Annotated in this window: 17 protein-coding genes; 14 read left to right on the top strand and 3 right to left on the bottom strand. The window is 61.2% G+C overall.

The features are described 5' to 3' along the window. The first annotated feature begins 1 nt into the window (after window position 1). From cbiE to cobM, 3 genes are read left to right on the top strand one after another with little or no spacing between them, the layout of a single operon-like run. Window positions 2-1,255 (top strand): precorrin-6y C5,15-methyltransferase (decarboxylating) subunit CbiE, encoded by a 1,254-nt coding sequence (gene cbiE / locus J2046_RS26410; protein ID WP_210056912.1) that lies wholly within the window; start codon window positions 2-4, stop codon window positions 1,253-1,255. After that, complete coding sequence (locus J2046_RS26415; RefSeq protein WP_210056914.1) at window positions 1,252-1,638, top strand: cobalamin biosynthesis protein; 387 nt, start codon at window positions 1,252-1,254, stop codon at window positions 1,636-1,638. Before cbiE ends, J2046_RS26415 begins: the two co-directional genes overlap by 4 nt. After that, complete coding sequence (cobM, locus tag J2046_RS26420) at window positions 1,635-2,423, top strand: precorrin-4 C(11)-methyltransferase (RefSeq protein ID WP_210056916.1); 789 nt, start codon at window positions 1,635-1,637, stop codon at window positions 2,421-2,423. The genes J2046_RS26415 and cobM overlap by 4 nt, the downstream gene beginning before the upstream one ends. Here cobM and J2046_RS26425 read toward each other — a convergent pair. Further along, a complete protein-coding gene (locus tag J2046_RS26425) occupies window positions 2,393-3,508 on the bottom strand; it encodes a cobalt-precorrin-5B (C(1))-methyltransferase (RefSeq protein WP_210056918.1) in 1,116 nt (371 codons plus the stop codon). The two genes, cobM and J2046_RS26425, sit on opposite strands and share 31 nt — an antisense overlap. A gap of 47 nt (window positions 3,509-3,555) precedes the next feature. Here J2046_RS26425 and cobA point away from each other — a divergent pair, with 47 nt between their 5' ends. From cobA to J2046_RS26460, 7 genes are all read left to right on the top strand, one after another. Next, window positions 3,556-4,341: a uroporphyrinogen-III C-methyltransferase gene (gene cobA, locus J2046_RS26430; RefSeq protein ID WP_210056920.1), complete on the top strand. Its 786-nt coding sequence runs from the start codon at window positions 3,556-3,558 to the stop codon at window positions 4,339-4,341. Next, entirely contained in the window at window positions 4,338-5,651 is a 1,314-nt protein-coding gene (locus tag J2046_RS26435; RefSeq protein ID WP_210056922.1) for a cobyrinate a,c-diamide synthase, read from the top strand. The genes cobA and J2046_RS26435 overlap by 4 nt, the downstream gene beginning before the upstream one ends. 355 nt (window positions 5,652-6,006) lie before the next feature. Then, on the top strand, window positions 6,007-7,596 hold the full coding sequence (locus J2046_RS26440; RefSeq protein ID WP_210056924.1) for an ABC transporter substrate-binding protein: 1,590 nt from the start codon (window positions 6,007-6,009) through the stop codon (window positions 7,594-7,596). A gap of 87 nt (window positions 7,597-7,683) precedes the next feature. Next, window positions 7,684-8,691, top strand: coding sequence for an ABC transporter permease (locus tag J2046_RS26445; RefSeq protein ID WP_210056926.1), 1,008 nt, complete (start codon window positions 7,684-7,686; stop codon window positions 8,689-8,691). Next, complete coding sequence (locus J2046_RS26450; RefSeq protein WP_210056928.1) at window positions 8,688-9,515, top strand: ABC transporter permease; 828 nt, start codon at window positions 8,688-8,690, stop codon at window positions 9,513-9,515. The genes J2046_RS26445 and J2046_RS26450 overlap by 4 nt, the downstream gene beginning before the upstream one ends. Further along, window positions 9,508-11,139 carry an ABC transporter ATP-binding protein gene (locus J2046_RS26455; RefSeq protein WP_210056930.1) on the top strand — a complete coding sequence of 544 codons (1,632 nt, stop codon included), beginning with the start codon at window positions 9,508-9,510 and terminating at the stop codon, window positions 11,137-11,139. The genes J2046_RS26450 and J2046_RS26455 overlap by 8 nt, the downstream gene beginning before the upstream one ends. 28 nt (window positions 11,140-11,167) lie before the next feature. After that, complete coding sequence (locus tag J2046_RS26460) at window positions 11,168-13,168, top strand: CocE/NonD family hydrolase (protein WP_210056932.1); 2,001 nt, start codon at window positions 11,168-11,170, stop codon at window positions 13,166-13,168. Here J2046_RS26460 and J2046_RS26465 read toward each other — a convergent pair. Both J2046_RS26465 and J2046_RS26470 read right to left on the bottom strand, forming a co-directional pair. Next, a complete protein-coding gene (locus J2046_RS26465; RefSeq protein ID WP_210056934.1) occupies window positions 13,161-13,568 on the bottom strand; it encodes an ACT domain-containing protein in 408 nt (135 codons plus the stop codon). The two genes, J2046_RS26460 and J2046_RS26465, sit on opposite strands and share 8 nt — an antisense overlap. After that, complete coding sequence (locus J2046_RS26470; protein ID WP_210056936.1) at window positions 13,565-14,491, bottom strand: alpha/beta hydrolase; 927 nt, start codon at window positions 14,489-14,491, stop codon at window positions 13,565-13,567. Before J2046_RS26470 ends, J2046_RS26465 begins: the two co-directional genes overlap by 4 nt. 176 nt (window positions 14,492-14,667) lie before the next feature. Here J2046_RS26470 and kynU point away from each other — a divergent pair, with 176 nt between their 5' ends. The 4 genes from kynU to J2046_RS26490 all read left to right on the top strand — a co-directional run bounded on the left by kynU (window position 14,668) and on the right by J2046_RS26490 (window position 18,778). After that, a complete protein-coding gene (kynU, locus tag J2046_RS26475; RefSeq protein WP_210056938.1) occupies window positions 14,668-15,861 on the top strand; it encodes a kynureninase in 1,194 nt (397 codons plus the stop codon). Window positions 15,862-15,864: 3 nt separating this feature from the next. After that, window positions 15,865-16,380 carry a MarR family winged helix-turn-helix transcriptional regulator gene (locus J2046_RS26480; RefSeq protein ID WP_210056939.1) on the top strand — a complete coding sequence of 172 codons (516 nt, stop codon included), beginning with the start codon at window positions 15,865-15,867 and terminating at the stop codon, window positions 16,378-16,380. A 147-nt stretch (window positions 16,381-16,527) separates the two neighbouring features. Continuing rightward, the gene (locus J2046_RS26485) at window positions 16,528-17,676 is read left to right on the top strand and encodes an ABC transporter substrate-binding protein (protein WP_210056941.1); all 1,149 of its coding nucleotides are present in this window, start codon (window positions 16,528-16,530) and stop codon (window positions 17,674-17,676) included. A 67-nt stretch (window positions 17,677-17,743) separates the two neighbouring features. Next, window positions 17,744-18,778: a branched-chain amino acid ABC transporter permease gene (locus tag J2046_RS26490; protein ID WP_411828557.1), complete on the top strand. Its 1,035-nt coding sequence runs from the start codon at window positions 17,744-17,746 to the stop codon at window positions 18,776-18,778. Window position 18,779 lies beyond the last annotated feature (1 nt).

Here is an 18,779-nt window from a genome sequence, read left to right on the forward strand (position 1 = left end):
TATGCCTCCTGAATCAGCAGATAAAGCTTTAAACCAAAGCCGCTGGCTGTCCATCGTCGGCATCGGTGAGGACGGCGTGAAAGGTCTCGGCGAGAGTGCGCGCTCCGCAATTTCCTCCGCCTCGGTCGTCTTCGGCGGCAAGCGGCATCTGGAATTGGCCGCACCCTTGATCACCGGCGACGCCCGCACTTGGCCGACGCCGTTCGATCCGACAATGCGCGATGTCATGGTACTGCGTGGACAGAACGTTTGTGTGCTGGCATCGGGGGATCCTTTCTTTTTCGGAGTCGGCGCCACACTTTCGCGGCAGGTTCCAGCAGAGGAATTCATCACCTATCCAGCACCCTCGTCCTTTTCGCTGGCGGCATCCCGGCTCGGCTGGCCTTTGCAGGAGATCGAAACCGTGTCGCTGCACGGCCGGCCGCTCGACCTCATCCGACCGTTTCTGCATCCCGGCCGGCGGATTATTGCACTGACGTCGGATGAAAAAGCGCCAGTGGAACTTGCCTCTCTCCTGACAGAGACGGGTTTCGGTCCATCACACCTGACAGTGCTGGAGGCTTTGGGTGGAGAGGACGAGCGCATCCGCTCTGCGGTCGCAAATGAATTTGCATTGCTGGCTATCAATGTTCTCAATGTTGTCGCGGTCGAAGTTAAGGCAGAAGCTGGCGCACGCATTCTGCCGCGCGCCTCCGGTTTGGATGACGCACTTTTCGAGCATGACGGGCAGATCACCAAGCGGGAAATCCGAGCCCTGACGCTTTCGGCGCTCGCCCCCCGGCGCGGCGAACTGCTTTGGGACATCGGCGCTGGTTCCGGCTCGATCGGTATAGAATGGATGTTGGCCGATCCTTCGCTGAAAGCCGTCGCGATCGAGGCCGATCCGGAACGGGCAGCACGCATCAAGCGAAATGCTTCTGCTTTCGGTGTGCCGGGGCTTAAGATTGTCGAAGGTGAAGCACCGGCCGCACTGGCCGGTCTTCCCATGCCCGATGTGATCTTCATCGGTGGCGGGGGCAGTGAGATGGGCGTGTTCGATGCGGCCATCGATGCGCTGAAACCCGGCGGGCGGCTGGCCGCCAACTCCGTGACTTTGGAAATGGAAGCGGTCCTCCTCGCCGCGCATGCCCGCCTGGGTGGCGAACTGATCCGGATCGAGATGTCGCGCGCCGCGCCGATCGGCAGCATGACCGGCTGGCGGCCGGCGATGCCGGTCACCCAATGGCGATGGACAAAACCGGGAGAACAGAGATGATCGTCGCGGGACTTGGCTGCCGGAAAGGCACGTCAGCGGAAGCTGTGCTTTCCGCACTGGATGCCGCCTGCATCGAGGCTGGTATTTCACGTGAATCAGTAACGGCGCTGGCTACCGGCGAAATCAAGCGGCATGAACCGGGCATTGTCGATCTGGCGACCAAGCTTGGCCTGCCCATGCATATTCTTGACGAGCGCGCGCTGAAACAAGCCGAAAATCGAACGAAAACCGTGTCGAAACATAGCCTTGCGCAGACTGCGACACCAAGCCTTTCCGAAGCGGCAGCCCTCGCTCTCGCCGGGGAGACTTCGGAACTTATCGTGCCTCGGCTCATCGCCAATGGCGCCACGTGCGCACTTGCCCGTTCGAAGGACCATCCATGACCGTGCATTTCATCGGCGCCGGCCCAGGCGCCGCCGACCTCATCACCGTTCGCGGCAAGGACATTCTCGCCCGGTCGCCGGTCTGCCTCTATGCCGGTTCGATCATGCCAAAGGAACTGCTCGACTATTGCCCGAAGGATGCGCGGATCGTCGACACAGGCTCCCTCTCGCTCGACGATATCGAGGCGGAATACGTCTCCGCCCACAAGGCGGGCAAGGACGTGGCACGGCTGCATTCCGGCGATCTCTCCGTCTGGAGCGCGATGGCCGAACAGATCCGCCGACTGGAAAAACACGGCATCGACTACACGCTGACACCCGGCGTGCCGTCATTTGCCGCGGCGGCAGCCGCGCTCAAGCGCGAACTCACCATCCCGGAAGTAGCACAGAGCCTTGTTTTGACTCGTGTCTCCGGGCGTGCGTCGAAAATGCCGGAAGGCGAGACGTTGGCGGCTTTCGGGGCGACGGGCGCCACGCTGGCGATCCATCTCGCCATCCACGCCCTTGACCAGATCGTCGCTGAACTAATGCCGCTTTATGGACCGGATTGTCCGGTGGCAATCGTCGTGCGCGCCTCCTGGCCAGAAGAACGGATCGTTCGAGGTACGCTGGCCGACATAAAGGCGAAGCTTGCTGAAGAACCGGCAGAGCGCACGGCACTGATTTTCGTTGGCAAGGGGCTTGGCTCGACGGATTTTACCGAAAGCCAGCTTTACAACGCCGACTATGTACGCCGCTTCCGGCCCGGCTGGCCTCAGACGGACAAAGGCAGAGATTCCGAATGATCCGACGGTGTGAATGGCGTTTGGCCCACCAACCGGCCCTCGCGATTGTAGACCAGGATTTCCAGAGCGATCTGCGGATCGCGGAGCGCCTTGGCAGCCGTTTTCCAGGCGAGAGCCGCAATATGGTCGCCAAGCGGCAGCCCGCTTCTGCCCGCGAGTGTGAAGGCTTCGGCAACCGTGTTTGCAGCCGCAATCCGCTCGACAAGCTCAGGCGCAGCGCCGGCTTCGGCCGCGACCTTGGCGAGAGCTTCGAGATCGGCAAGGCCGCGCTTGGAATGGACATCGAGCATGCCTTGGGCGAGCTTGGTCATCTTGGCCACGCCTCCTGCAATCGTGACCTTCGGCACGGGATGATCGCGCAGGTATTTGAGCATGCCGCCAACGAAATCGCCCATGTCGATCAGCGCAATCTCGGGAAGTGCGTGGTGCGCCTGCACGGCCTTTTCAGAGGTATTGCCGGTGGAACCCGCCACATGGGCGAGGCCCGCGGCACGGGCCACATCGATGCCACGCCAGATGGAATGGATCCAGGCCGAACAGGAAAAGGGAATGACGATCCCGGTCGTACCGAGAATCGAGATACCTCCGAGGATGCCGAGCCGGCCGTTCAACGTCTTCTCGGCGATCTTCTCGCCGTCCGCGACAGAGATTTCCACTTCGAAATCCGTTTCGTCGCCAGCCACCTCGGCTATCGCCTGCGCAATCATCTTTCGGGGCATGGGATTGATCGAAGGCTCACCGGGGGGCAAAGGCAGGCCCGGCCGAGTTACGACGCCGACGCCCTTGCCGGCCTTGAAGCTGATGCCGCTGCCGGCAGCACCGCGTCGCACGGTGCTCATGATGAGCGCCCCGTGAGTGACGTCCGGGTCGTCGCCGGCGTCCTTGACGATGCCGGCCTTGGCGAAACCTTCACCCGTTTCCTCCATGGCCAACGCGAAGCTCGGCCGCTGGCCACCCGGCAGCGTCACCTCCACCATGTCCGGAAATCTGCCGGAAACGAGCGCAAGGCAGGCAGCCTTGCTGGCCGCCGCCGCGCAGGTTCCCGTGGTCCAGCCACGGCGCAGGTTCTTGCCATCCGCTTCCATGGCCGTTTCTATAGCCCGACCGGCGAATGCCGGCAAAAGGTTTGCATATGCATCTGAATGAAAACATCGAAGCCGTCATAGAGGCGCCCGTCTTTCAGCCAGGCCATGTCTGGCTCGCAGGCGCCGGACCGGGCCATCCGCGCTACCTGACTTTGGAAGTCGCGGATGCGATCGGCAGGGCGGACGTGATCGTCCACGACGCCCTGGTCTCCGAGGGCGTGCTGTCGCTGGCGAAAACGGCGGACCTGATCTTTGTGGGAAAACGGGGTGGCAAACCATCCGTGGCGCAGGACGACATCACCACGAAACTGATCGAACTCGCACAGGCGGGAAAACGCGTGCTGCGGCTGAAAGGCGGCGATCCTTTCGTCTTCGGCCGTGGCGGTGAAGAGGCGGAAGCGCTTGCTCGAGAGAACATTTCGTTCCGTATCCTGCCGGGCATGACTTCGGCACTCGCGGCCCTGGCAGCGGCAAATATTCCTGCCACCATGCGCGGCATCAGCCGCGCGATCACGCTTGCTACAGGACATGCAGCCGGCACGCCCGGCGACCTGGACTGGAAAGCGCTGGCGAAAACCGGCGAACCGATCGTCGTTTATATGGGAGTGAGCACGATCGGTACGATCGCGCGGCTGCTGATGGAGGGCGGTTTGCCATCCGAAACGCCGGTGGCCGTGCTGATGGCCGCCACCACGCCGGAGGAACGCTCGATGACGGCGACGCTTGCAACGGTGGAAGCGGAGATCGAGCGGCAGCATTTTGCCGCACCGGCTTTGATCGTCATCGGCAGGATCGTCTCGATGCAGACAGCCCTTTCAGGTCGGAACCGATGACTGGCCGCGCACTCATCATCGGCGCGCCGCGCTCCGGCTCCGGCAAGACCAGCGTCACGATCGGCCTGCTGCGTGCCTTTGCCCGTCGCGGCGTGAAAGTGCGCGGCATCAAAACGGGACCGGACTATATCGATCCCGGCTTCCATGAGGCCGCAACTCATGTGCCCGGCCTCAACCTCGATAGCTGGGCCATGGCGCCGGATCTCCTCCGGTATCTCGCGCGGCAACAGGCGGATGATGCGGAACTGCTGCTGATCGAAAGCGCCATGGGCCTTTTCGACGGCATCGTCAGCGAAAAAAACCGCTCCGGCGCAGCCTCCGATCTCGCCCGTCTCTTCGGCCTGCCGGTCCTGCTGGTACTGGACGTTTCCGGCCAGTCGCAGACTGCCGCAGCCATCGCTTACGGTTTCACGCATTACGATCCGCAGGTGAAGATCGCCGCCTGCATTCTAAACCGTGCCGGCAGCGAACGGCACAGAAAGCTCTCCGGCGATGCGATCGAGGCGATCGGCCTGCCGGTCGTCGGCACGATCCTGCGCGACCCGACATTGATCCTGCCGGAACGGCATCTCGGCCTCGTACAGGCAAGCGAACACCCTGAAATGGATGCGCATATCGAGCGGCTGGCGGATGCCATGGAAGCCTCGCTCGATCTCGATGCGATCTACGCTGCGGCAAAACCCTTCGACATTCCTCCCGGCTCGCCGGCAAAGGCTCTGCCGCCGCCCGGGCAACGCATCGCGCTGGCGCGGGATGCTGCCTTCACCTTTCTCTATCCGCACCTCCTGCGCGGCTGGCGAGAAGCCGGCGCGGAGATCGTGCCATTCTCACCGCTGGCCGACGAGGCTCCGGCCGCCGACTGCGATATCTGCTGGCTGCCCGGTGGCTATCCGGAGCTTCATGCCGGCAGGCTGGCAGCCGCCGAAACCTTCAAAGAAGGCCTCAAGCGCTTTGCGGAGACGAAACCGGTTCACGGCGAATGCGGCGGCTATATGGTGCTCGGCGAGGTGCTGGAAGATGCGGACGGCGCGACCCACGCCATGACCGGTCTGCTTTCCCATCGCACCAGTTTCGCCAAACGAAAGATGAACCTTGGCTACCGGCAGGCACGCCTGCTCGGCCCCTGCGCGATAGGTCAGAAGGGCGAGACCGTACGCGGCCACGAGTTTCACTATGCGCGGGTGATTTGCCACGGAACCGACCCGCCTCTCGCCATGATTGCAGACGGCATCGGCAGTGAAATCGGTCCGTCCGGCGGTTGGCGCGGGAATGTCACCGGCACCTTTTTCCATGCCATTGCGGGCATCTGAGCAAAATTTCTCTGCTTGAGCAAATGTCAATTTTTCGCAACCGATAGATGGTTGCCAAAACTGTCGTATCGACGGCAATTAATGTCGTATCGAAGGCACCACCCGCGCAGTAAACGCGCCCTTAATCATCCAAAGCCTCGCAGAAGGCCTTCGATCTAACGCAGGATAGCCCTGAGGCAAAGAGCTCAAGACATGAGCCGGGGTCTGCAGAAGAAAGGAAGATATGTCGGCGGCAACCGAACCATTTCCCAGGATCGATAGGATGAAGCGCCAACCGTTACGGAAGAGGAAACCGTATCGCACGGTGCCTGGCATGAAAGCAGAAATCTGCATCAGATAAGAGAGGAACAGGGGAATGACCGATTTTACAAGATATCTCGCCGGCCGGGTGACGGCAGGCGGCATGAGCCGCCGCGAATTCATGGGCCGCGCCATGGCCGCTGGCATGACGTTGGCCGCAGCCAGCCATCTCTTTGCGACGAGCGCTTCCGCGCAGGAGCCAAGGAAGGGCGGTCATTTCAAGCTCGGGCTTGAAGGCGGCGCTGCAACTGACTCGATCGACCCCGCCAAGGCTACGTCTCAGGTCATGTTCATGGCTGTGCGCACCTGGGGCGACACGCTGGTCGAGACCCATCCGGAAACCCGCGCGCCGATCCCGTCGCTGGCCGAATCCTGGTCGCCGTCTCCGGATGCGACCGTCTGGACCTTCAAGATTCGCAAGGGCGTGCAGTTCCACGATGGCAAGGAGATGACTACGGACGACGTGGTTGCCACTTTGAAGCGTCACAGCGACAGCAAGACGGAATCCGGCGCGGCAGGCGTCCTGAAATCCATCAAGAACATCGAGAACAAGGGCGGCGACCTGGTTGTCACGCTCGACTCCGGCAACGCCGACCTGCCGGCAATCTTTACCGATTACCATCTCGTCATTCAGCCCAATGGAGGAATCGACAACCCGACGGCCGGCATCGGAACCGGGGCTTATAAGGTTACCACCTTCGAGCCGGGCGTGCGCATGACTTTCGAAAAGAACCCCAACGACTGGCGTTCCGACCGCGGCTTTGTCCAGACGGTGGAAGTCATCAACATGAACGATGCGACCGCCCGCATCGCCGCCCTCTCTTCCGGCCAGGTGCATTTCATCAACCGCGTCGATCCGAAAACCGTCTCGCTGCTGAAGCGTGCGCCCAATGTCGAACTCCTGACGACGTCCGGCGGCGGTCACTATGTGTTCATCATGCATTGCGACAAGGCGCCGTTCGACAACAACGACCTGCGGCTCGCACTGAAATATGCGATCGACCGCGAGGAATTGGTCACGCGCATCCTCGGCGGCTACGGGAAGGTGGGCAACGATTTCCCGATCAACGATACCTATGCGCTCTTTCCCGAGGGCATCGAGCAGCGCAAATACGATCCCGACAAGGCAGCCTTTCACTATAAGAAGTCGGGCCATAGCGGCTCCATTCTTCTGCGCACGTCCGAGGTTGCTTTCCCCGGTGCGGTCGACGCATCGGTCCTCTTCCAGCAGAGCGCGAAGAAGGCCGGCATCACACTGGAGATCAAGCGCGAACCGGGCGACGGCTATTGGTCAAACGTCTGGAACGTCCAGCCATTCTCCGCCTCCTATTGGGGCAGCCGCGCGACCCAGGACCAGTTCTATTCCGGCGCCTATCTTTCCACCGCCGACTGGAACGACACGAAGTTCAAGAACGAGAAGTTCGACAAGCTCCTCATCGCCGCCCGCGGCGAGCTGGACGAGGCCAAACGCAAGGACATGTATCGCGAGATGGCGATGATGGTGCGCGACGAGGGTGGCACCATCCTGCCGATGTTCAACGATTTCGTGAATGCTGCGACCAAAAAGGTGAAGGGCTATGTCAGTGACATCGGCAACGACATGTCGAATGGCTATGTCGCAACCCGCGTCTGGTTGGACGCCTGAATTCTGAGACCGCGGTTCGCCGCTTGACCGAGGCATCGCGGGTCTTTCCGCGATCCTCCTTCCGTTTCAGAACGAGGCTTCCCGCCGATGTCCAACTCCACCGAAACAGACAGCCTGCCCGGCCAGAGATTCAGGGAGCGGTTTCCACTTCTCGCCCTGGTCATCGAGCGCATGCTTTTGTCGATCCTGCTCCTCTTCGCCGTCTCGGTGCTGATCTTCGGCGGTGTCGAGGCGCTCCCCGGCGATTTCGCGACCACCTATCTCGGCCAGTCCGCGACACCCCAGGCGGTCGCCAATATCCGCTCTGAACTCGGGCTCGACCGGCCGATCGTCACCCGATACTTCGAATGGCTTGGCGGTGCCGTCCAGGGTGATTTCGGCACGTCCTGGGCAAGCAGAAACTCGGTTTCGGAACAGGTGGGCAAGCGGCTTGGCAACTCGCTCTTTCTCGCCGGTTTCGCGGCGGTGATCGCCGTGCCGCTGGCCGTCGGGCTCGGTATGCTGTCCGTGCACTTCCGCAACCGCATGCCGGACAAGATCATCAACGTTATCTCGCTCGCTGCGATCTCACTGCCGGAATTCTTCATCGGCTATCTGCTGATCCTCTATTTCGCCGTCAATTTCGGCGTCGCGACTTTCCCGGCCACCGTCTATGACGGAATGGATTTCCTCGATCGAATCAAAGCCATTGCGCTGCCGACCGCAACGCTGGTGCTTGTGGTGCTCGCCCATATGATGCGCATGACGCGGGCGGCGATCCTTTCCGTCATGTCCTCGGCTTATATGGAAACCGCCGAGCTCAAGGGGCTTTCCGCCTGGCGTGCGATCGCCAGGCACGCCGCACCCAATGCGCTGGCGCCGATCATCAATGTCGTGGCGCTGAATCTTGCCTATCTGGTGGTCGGCGTCGTCGTGGTGGAAGTGGTCTTCGTCTATCCTGGGATGGGCCAGTACATGGTCGATGCCGTGACCGTACGTGACATGCCCGTCGTGCAGGCTTGTGGGCTCATTTTTGCCGCCGTCTACATTTTCCTCAACATGCTGGCCGATATCCTTGCGATCATCGCCAACCCGCGCCTGAGGCATCCGCGATGAGGCTGAGAGAAATCCCCATCACCGCCTGGGTCGGTATGTTCGGCATTGCCATCGCCTTTTTCTGCGCCCTTTTCGCGCCGCTGGTCGCACCCTATGGCGAGACGGAGGTGGTCGGCGGCGTCTGGCAGGAGGCGGATGCGCAGTTCTTCTTCGGGCTGGACAATCTCGGGCGGGACATTCTCTCCCGACTGATCTACGGCGCCCGGACCACGCTGTTCGTAGCGCTCGCGGCGACGGTCATCTCCTTCTCGCTCGGGATCCTTTTAAGCTTCATAGCCGCGGTATCCGGCGGCATTATTGATACGGCATTTTCCCGTTTCAACGACCTGATGATGTCGATCCCGACGCTGATCTTCGCACTCGTCGTGCTCGCCGTCCTGCCGCAGCATCTGATTGTGCTCATTCTCGTCATGGCGATCCTCGATTCCACTCGCGTCTATCGCCTCGGACGCGCTGTGGCACTGGACGTTGCGGTGATGGAGTTCGTGGAAGCCGCCAAGCTGCGCGGCGAAGGCACGACCTGGATCATCTTCCGCGAAATCCTGCCGAACACGCTATCGCCACTCCTGGCGGAATTCGGCCTGCGCTTCGCGTTCTCCATCCTCTTTCTGTCGACGCTTTCCTTCCTCGGCCTCGGCATCCAGCCGCCGGCGGCGGATTGGGGAGGCATGGTGAAGGACAACAAGGACGGCATCATCTTCGGTATTCCGGCGGCACTCGTGCCCGGTGCGGCGATCGCCGCACTCGCCGTCTGCGTCAACCTCGTCGTCGACTGGTTGCTCAAACGAACCTCCAGCCTCAAGGGAGGTCGCGGCGATGCCTGAGCTTCTGTCCGTCCGCAACCTCAGAATCGAAGCGGTGAGCCATCCGCCCGGCGAGCCGCCGAGGCGCATCACGATTGTCGACGGTGTCTCCTTCGACCTTCAGAAAGGCAAGGTGCTCGGCCTGATCGGCGAATCCGGCGCCGGCAAGTCGACGATCGGCCTTTCCGCTCTCGCCTACGGCCGCGGTGGTGCCGAGATTACCGGCGGCGAGGTTATCCTCAACGGCACCGATCTTCTGACCCTCGACAATACCGGCATCCGTAAGGTGCGCGGTGCCCGCGTCTGCTACGTGGCGCAATCGGCCGCCGCCGCCTTCAACCCGGCCCATCGGCTCGGCGATCAGGTGATCGAAGCCTCGGTCAGGCACGGGTTGATGACGAAGGAAGAAGCCAGGAAACGGGCGCTCTACCTCTTCGGCGTGCTCGGCCTACCGAGCCCCGAAACCTTCGGCAACCGGTTTCCGCATCAGGTCTCGGGCGGCCAGCTCCAGCGCGCCATGACGGCCATGGCGCTCTGTTCGAACCCGGAACTGATCATCTTCGACGAACCGACGACCGCGCTCGACGTCACAACCCAGATCGACGTCCTGGCTGCAATCAAGCATGCGATCGAAGAAACCCATACAGCGGCGCTCTACATCACCCACGACCTTGCGGTGGTCGCGCAGATTTCCGACCACATCATGGTCCTGCGCCATGGCAAGACGGTGGAATACGGCTCGGTCCAGCAGATCATCGAGGCACCCACACAGGATTACACGCGTGCGCTTGTAAACGTTCGCCAGACGGCACGCATGGAAGCCTCCGACCAGACAAGCCCGCTCCTGAAGAGCGATAATGTCAGCGCGCAATATGGCAATGGCTTCAAAGTGCTGCACGGCGTTTCGCTGCATCTCTGCAAGGGCCAGACGCTGGCAATCGTCGGCGAATCCGGTTCCGGCAAATCGACGCTCGCGCGCGTCATCACTGGCCTCCTTCCGCCGAGCGAAGGCAAGATCACCTTCAATGGCAAAACGCTGGCGCCGGCCTTGAAGAATCGCTCGCGCGACGATCTGCGCCGCATCCAGCTCATCTACCAGATGGCGGATACGGCGATGAACCCGCGCCAGACAGTGCGCGACATCATTGGCCGGCCCCTGACCTTCTATGACGGACTGCGCGGCGCTGCGAAAACAGCGCGAGTGAAGGAACTGCTCGAGCAGATCGAGATGAGCAACGGTTTCATCGACCGCTACCCCGCCGAGCTTTCCGGCGGCCAGAAACAGCGTGTCGCAATCGCGCGGGCGCTGGCCGCCAAGCCGGAACTCATTCTCTGTGACGAGCCCACCTCCGCGCTCGACCCGCTGGTGGCGGAAGGCATACTGAAGCTCTTGATGAAATTGCAGGAAGAGGAAAAGCTTTCCTACGTCTTCATCACCCATGACATCGCGATCGTCCGGGCAATCGCCGATTCCGTCGCGGTCATGCATCGTGGCCGGTTGGTGCGTTTCGGACCCAAATCCCAGGCGCTCTCGCCGCCCTTCGACGATTATACCGATCTGCTCCTGAAATCCGTGCCGGAAATGGAGATAGGCTGGCTGGAACGGGTACTTGACACGCGACGCATGGAAAGTGCCGGGAATTGAATCCGCTGTTCTTGAAAGTGCACACCAAATGACTGAACGTTCCTTCTCCGTCATCGAAAACCAATGGATCACGCTGAGGGATGGGACGCGCCTTGCCGCCCGTATCTGGATGCCGGATGGGGCCGAGGCCGATCCCGTGCCCGCAGTCTTCGAATTCCTGCCATACCGCAAGCGCGACGGAACAAGCGCCCGCGACGAGTCGACCTATCCCGTTTTTGCGGCAGCGGGCATTGCCGGCGTGCGAGTCGATATCCGCGGTTCAGGCGAATCCGGTGGCGTCATCGACGGCGAATATACGGGGTCGGAACTCTCGAACGCCTGTGAGCTGATCGCCTGGATCGCAGAACAGCCGTGGTCGAACGGCAATGTCGGCATGATGGGTATTTCCTGGGGGGGCTTCAACAGCCTGCAGGTCGCCGCCCTCCGCCCGCCGGCCCTGAAGGCGGTGATTTCGATCGCCTCCACGACGGACCGCTACAACGACGATATCCACTACAAGAATGGGTGCCATCTCTCCGCCCAGCTTTCCTGGGCGGCAACCATGCTCGCTTATCAGTCCCGCCCGCCGGATCCCGAGCTAGTCGGCAATCACTGGATGGAAATGTGGATAGAGCGGCTGGATAACGAGCCCTTCTTCATGGAGGAATGGCTGTCGCATCAGCGGCGCGACACCTTCTGGCAGCACGGCTCGATCTCGGAAGATTACTCGGCTATCGAAATACCGACGCTGGTGATTGCCGGCTGGGCCGATGGCTACCGCAATACGCCGCTGCTTGCTGTTGAAGGGCTCGGCGAAAAATCCAAGGCACTGATCGGTCCGTGGATCCACAAATATCCGCATTTCGCCTGGCCGAAGCCGCGTGCCGATTTTTTGGGTGAAGCGATTACCTTCTGGAACCGCTGGCTGCGCGGCGAGGAAAATGGCGTCGAAACCCTGCCCCAGGTGCGTGCCTATATTCTCGACGGCCCGAAACCGGCGCCACGCCGCGATATCGATCCCGGCTTCTGGATTTGCAAACAGAAATGGTCCGAACCGGAGGCACAGTGCTTGTATGTCGACCAGTTCGGTACGCTTCTGGAAGGCATGCCGGTCCCACATGCGGCACCGCATAACGCCTATCTGAAATCACCGCTCGACATCGGCACGGCCTCCGGCGAATGGTTCACGCTGAAACCGGATGCCGAGCTTGCCGGCGACCAGCGCATCGACGACGCCGGTTCGCTCGTATTTGAAACCTCGCCGCTTGCCGAACCGCAGGACTATCTTGGCCGGCCGATCCTCACGCTGACGCTCAGCTGCGATGCCGAACTCGCCAATCTCTGCGCCCGCATCGTCGACGTGCATCCGGATGGCACGGCAACACGGGTTTCATTTGGAGTCATCAACCTCGCTCATCGCGAAGGCAACGCCGAACCTAAGCCGTTGATACCCGGCGAACCGGTCACGATCCGTCTGGTCCTCGATGCCTGCGGCTATCGCTTCGGCAAGGGTCATCGTATCCGGCTGTCGCTTTCGACTGCCTATTGGCCGACGGTGCTGCCGCCACCTCTTGATCCAGGTTTGACGATCGATATCGCTTCTCTGGGCCTGGCACTGCCGAAGCTCGGCACACACGAAGCCTTCGAGATGCGAGAGCCGGACAACCCCGATCCGTTACCGAAGTATATCGCCCATACGCCTCCCGTGACGCGGCGCAGCGTCACGCGCGATCTTTCCGCCAACCGTACAGATTACCTGATTCACGAAGATACCGGACTTGCCGAACATCCCGGAACCGGCCTTTCGACCCGCCAGCTTCGCGAGGAAGTCTGGTCGATCTCGCCGGACGATCCGCTCTCGATGAGGGGCACGGCCATCTGGACCTGCGACATACAGCGGACAGGCTGGTCGGTGCGAACCATATCGACTGCGAAGATTACCTGCACGGCGGAGGACTGGCTGATCAGCGCTTCGGTTGTCGCTTATGACGGCAAGAAACAGGTGTTTGAGAAAACGTTTGAAAAGATAATCCCCCGCGACCTCATGTAGCGGGCGACGAAAGAGCCTTGAGTGCGGCCACGGCTCGGTCCGCATCTACCGCAGGGACGAAGATGTGGTCGTGATAATAGGCTGCCACAACGTTGGCGCTGATGCCTTCCTTGGTGAGCGCCGATGCCATTGCCGCCGTCATGCCGACTGCGTCCAGTGAGGAATGTACCATCATGGTGATGCAGCGGAGTGGAACGCTGACCGCAAGACCGGCCTGCACGGCGGACGCGTTCGGTAGGATCAGCGTCAGCCCCTCCACCTCAAAGAACATTCCGATCGGCTTCAGCGGCAGGTAATCATCCAGTTTTTCGTGTGGCACGGTCGTATAGACGAATTCCCCATCCAGGAGCGTCGGTTCCAGACTGGCGAGCAGCGTGGAAAGATCGGTGACTCCGCTCATGTCTCGCTCCCTGCAAGTCGCCGGACTGCCTCACAAACTGCCAGGAATCCGTCCCCGGCACCGCCGCTTATATACCGGGCACGTAGCCAGGCATGCACCATCTGTGGCTCCTCCCGGAAGGTGACAGTGACGCCTGCCGCAGCCAGCCGCTCGGCATATTGACGTCCATCGTCGCGCAGCGGATCGAAATGCGCGACAGTGATATAGGCGGGTGGCAGGCCGGAGAAATCGGCCTCCAGCAGCGGATGCGCCACGGGTTCGTCAGCCGGCGCTTTCAGGATCGCTCGATAGTAGGTGACATCCTCCGTCGTCAGGCCGGGAGCGTGGGCCATCTCTTGATAAGAGCCTGAGACGAGATCGCCACCGAGCGCCGGATAGATCAACACTTGCCCGACAATGCCGGAAAACCGCTCGTCGCGGGCGCGCAGCGCCAGACCCGCCGCAAGATTGCCGCCGGCGCTGTCGCCGATCACGACGATCTTCCTTTCCTGACCAAGAAGCTGTTTCAGCACCGCGAAACAATCGTCCGTCTGGGCCGGCCAGACATGCTCGGGCGCCAGGCGATAATCAACCGAGACGAGTTCCGCCCCGGCGAAATCGGAAATCTCGGCGCAGATCGCGTGATGGCTCTGGAGCGATCCGACAACAAAGCCGCCGCCATGCAGATAAAGCAGCACCGTCTTCGTGCGGATCTCCGCCGGCCGGTAGTGTCGAACCGGCACGAACAGCATTTCGTCCTTAAAGATAAGTCCGTCCGGCAGGGGCCGGTCAAAACGGGCGCAGAGTGCGTCGTACCAGGTGCGCTGCTGCTCGATCGATGCATGGACGGCATCGGGAGGATAGAAATTGTCGCAGATCTTCAGGAACTCCAGAATTCCCGGCTCTTCGGGAAACGGCCCGGTCTCGGAAAGGGGATTGTCCATCGGCATCAGATCCTTGTCTGGGAACCGGATGCGGTGAGGTTACGGCGGCAACCGCCTGACCACAAGCTCAGAATACGCAGCGAATTTGCCGGATCGGGATGCGAATCCATCTTGCGTGCTCTGCTCCAGCTTCTAGTCTGCCTGCAATTGTATCGGCTCGAATATTAGGTGTACCTGTGACGGATTTCGAAAAGACCCGCTCGCTCTTCTATCTTCCAGAAGGCATCGTTTATCTTGACGGCAACTCGCTGGGGCCTCTGCCGCTTGCCGCCGAGGAACGTGTCGCCAGGCTGATGACCGACGAGTGGGGGGAACTCCTCATCAAGGGCTGGAACAAGGCCGGCTGGATGATGATGCCGCGCAAAGTCGGCGACCGGGTCGGCAGGCTGATCGGCGCACCCGAAGGCACGGTCGTCATGGGCGATACGCTATCGATCAAGGTCTATCAGGCGCTCGCCTCCGCACTTGAGCTAAGGCCGGAGCGCAAGGTCATTCTCTCCGACAGCGGCAACTTCCCCTCCGACCTCTATATGGCTGATGGCCTGATCCGCTCGCTCGACAGGAGCCATGAACTGAAGATCGTCGAGCCGGAGGAGATAGAAGCGGCGATCGACGAAACCGTCGGCGTGCTGATGCTGACCGAGGTGGATTACCGCACCGGCCGGCTGCATGACATGAAGTCGTTGACGAAAAAGGCACATGACAAAGGCGCCATCGCCATCTGGGACCTCGCCCATTCGGCTGGCGCTCTGCCCGTCGACCTGACGGGAGCGGATGCGGATTTTGCGGTCGGCTGTACCTACAAATACCTCAACGGCGGTCCGGGCGCGCCGGCCTTCATCTATGTTGCGCCGCGCCTTGCGGACAATGTACGCCCGGCGCTTTCCGGCTGGTTGGGACACGAGACACCTTTCGCCTTCGACCTCGGTTACCGGCCAGGCGGCGGCATCGACCGCATGCGGGTGGGCACGCCGCCAATCCTCGGACTCGCCGCGCTCGATGCCGCGCTGGATAGCTGGGAAGGCGTGGACATGGCAGATCTGCGCCAGCAATCGATCAAACTGTGTGATCTTTTCGTGGCCGAAGTGGAAAAGCGTTGCCCCATGCTGACCCTCGGTTCGCCGCGCGATGGTAACAAGCGTGGCAGCCAGATCTCATTCCTGCACGGGGAAGGTTATGCAATCATGCAGGCGCTGATTGCCCGCGGCGTGATCGGCGATTTCCGCGCTCCGGATGCAATCCGTTTTGGATTCACGCCGCTTTATATCAGCGAACGCGACGTGTTGAAGGCGGTCAGCATTCTCGAAGACATCATGACGAGCCGGCTCTGGGATGCCGCCGAATATAAGCAGCGGGCACTGGTGACCTGACATATGACCGACGAACGGCCTGATTCGGCCAGAAAACTCTCTAAGGTCGTGCCTTACAGGCTTGCGCGCAGCAACGCGGAAATGGTGAAGCTGCTCAGCCTCCTTTGCGAAGTCCGCGGCTTCAAACTGAATATCTGGCGGGTGATGTCTGCGATCGGCAGCTATCAGCCGATCTCGCCGATGGAAATCGGCCGTCACACGACCATTGACAAGGCCATGGTCTCGCGCGCGATCCGGGAACTCGTCGATCGTGGTCTGATTGACCGCCGTTCAGATGAACGTGATGCACGGTGGGCCCAGATCGAATTTACACCTGCGGGGACAGCCGTCTACAACAGTATGGTAGCTGAGATAGATGCTCTCGAAAAACATCTCTTCGGTGATTTGCCAGCCGAAAAGATCAGTGAATTCATGGATATGTTAGGGGTCGTGGAACGACGTGTGAGGCGGGCGCGTGAGACGGTAGAACTGAACAGGAAGACGGGCTTTGCGCGTCTGCTAGGATCTGACCTACCCTGACCTTCGTTTCAGTTGGAACCATCTGGGAGCGCTCACATCATGAAGTGCCGATCTCGTTTCCGCTAGATTGTTTACAAAGAAACAATCTCCATGTAAACAAACAGCGGGCGGAGAGGAGATCGCCCGCTTTTGTCCTGGGAGGATCCTATGAAGAACCGGTTTTTTGCTGGGATAGCGGCGATTGCCGCCCTGTCCCTTCCTGTATTGGCAAGCCCGGCGCTTGCCGATGTGACTATTGGCGTTACTGTTTCGTCGACGGGGCCGGGGGCCGCGCTCGGCATTCCGCTCAAGAATTCCGTCGAACTCTGGCCGGCCGACGTGGGGGGCGAAAAGCTCAAGGTCGTCGTTCTCGACGATGCCGGTGATCCTTCGGTCGCCACCACCAATGCCCGCCGTTTCGTCAATGACGACAAGGTGGATGTGATTGTCGGTTCGGCGCTCACCCCCGCTTCGATCGCCGTAGCCGGTGTCGCCGCCGAAACCAGCACGCCGCATTTCTCGGCTTCGCCGGTCCCGCCGAACATTTCCAAGGGCAAGTGGACCTTCGTCCTGCCGCAGGATGCCGGCCTGATCGCCCGGACCCTGTTCGCAAGAATGAAGGCCGACGGCGTCAAGACCTTCGGTTATATCGGCTTTTCCGACTCCTATGGCGACCTCTGGGTCAACCAGTACAAGGCGCTTGGCGAGCAATATGGCCTGAAGATGGTGGCGGAAGAGCGCTATGCGCGCCCCGACACTTCGGTTTCCGGCCAGGTCCTGAAACTTGTGGCAGCTCGCCCCGACGCAATGTTCGTCGGCGCTTCCGGCACGGGTGCCGCCCTGCCGCAGATCGGTCTGCGCGAACGCGGATTCACCGGCAAGATCTACCAGACCCATGGCGCTGTCACCTTCGACTTCCTGCGCATCGCCGGCAAGGCCGCCGACAATACGATCTTCGCCTCCGGCCCGGTCATGGTGCCGGAATTCCAACCGGATTCGTCAGAGACGAAGCAGGAAGGCCTCGACTACGTCACGGCCTACGAGAAGAAGTTCGGTGCCGGCACGCGCACCCAGTTCGGCGCGCATATCCATGACGCCATGGCGATCCTGAAGAGGGCAATCCCGATTGCCCTGAAAAACGCCAAACCCGGCACGCCGGAATTCCGCGCAGCACTGCGTGATGCGATCGAGACCGGGGGGCCTTTTCCCGCAAGCCAGGGCGTCTTCGAATACAAGGCGGACGACCATCTCGGCCTTGATGACCGTGCCGTCGTGCTGCTGACAGCCAGGAACGGCAAGTTCGAACTCGTCAAGTGATCAACAGACGAACAAGGCCCGGCGCGAAAGCCGGGCCTGCGTCGGTTCGGCAATCGGGGGAAATTCCTTGGATGCGATGATTGCGACCTTCCTGATCCAGGACGGCGTCACCAACGGCGCCATCTATGCGCTTCTCGGCCTGGCGTTGGTTCTCGTCTTCTCGGTCACGCGGGTGATCTTCATTCCCCAGGGCGAGTTTGTCGCCTATGGCGCGCTGACGCTGGCGCTCCTGGACAATGATCGCATTCCGGCCACGACGTCGCTGCTCCTCTGTTTCGGCGCGATCGCCTTCCTGGCTGATCTGTGGAGCATGCGGCGCGGCGCCGATGTTCGCGCGTTCACACGCAGCCTAGCACTCAACCTTGTCTTCCCGGCTGCCATCTACGGCTTGACGACCGTACTCGTACCGTTGGGGCTGCCTTCCTTCGCCAAGGCGCTGCTGACGATCCTGATCATCGCGCCCATGGGATATTATGTGTATCGCATCGCCTACCGGCCGCTCGCCGATGCCTCGGTACTGGTGCTGCTCATCGCTTCAGTCGGCGTGCATCTGGCGATGATGGGTCTTGGCCTCGTCTTCTTCGGTGCGGAAGGGTTGCGTGCCCGGCCGCTGGCGGAGGCAAACTACACGATCGGCTCGCTGATGATACCGGCGCAGAGCCTCTGGATCTATGGCTCGACGATCGCGATCATCATTGCCCTCTATATGTTCTTCGAGCGCACGCTGCTCGGAAAGGCCCTGCGCGCCACGGCAGTCAACCGTCTCGGTGCCCGGCTGGTCGGTGTGCGCACCCAGTTGACAGGCGTCACCGCATTCACGCTGGCCGCCGCCATCGGCGCGATCTCGGGCGTGCTGATCGGCCCGATTACCACGATCTATTACGATACCGGCTTCCTGATCGGCCTCAAGGGTTTCGTCGCGGCCATCATCGGCGGGCTTGCGAGTTTCCCGATCACGGCGGTTGCCGCAATCGGTGTCGGATTGATCGAATCCTTCGCCTCCTTCTTCGCCAGTTCCTACAAGGAGGTCATCGTCTTCGGCCTGATCATTCCGGTTCTCGTCTGGCTGTCGCTCAGCCACGCATTCCATGAGGAGGAGTGAG

Source organism: Neorhizobium petrolearium, from assembly GCF_017873175.1.
Classification (GTDB): Bacteria; Pseudomonadota; Alphaproteobacteria; order Rhizobiales; family Rhizobiaceae; genus Neorhizobium; species Neorhizobium petrolearium.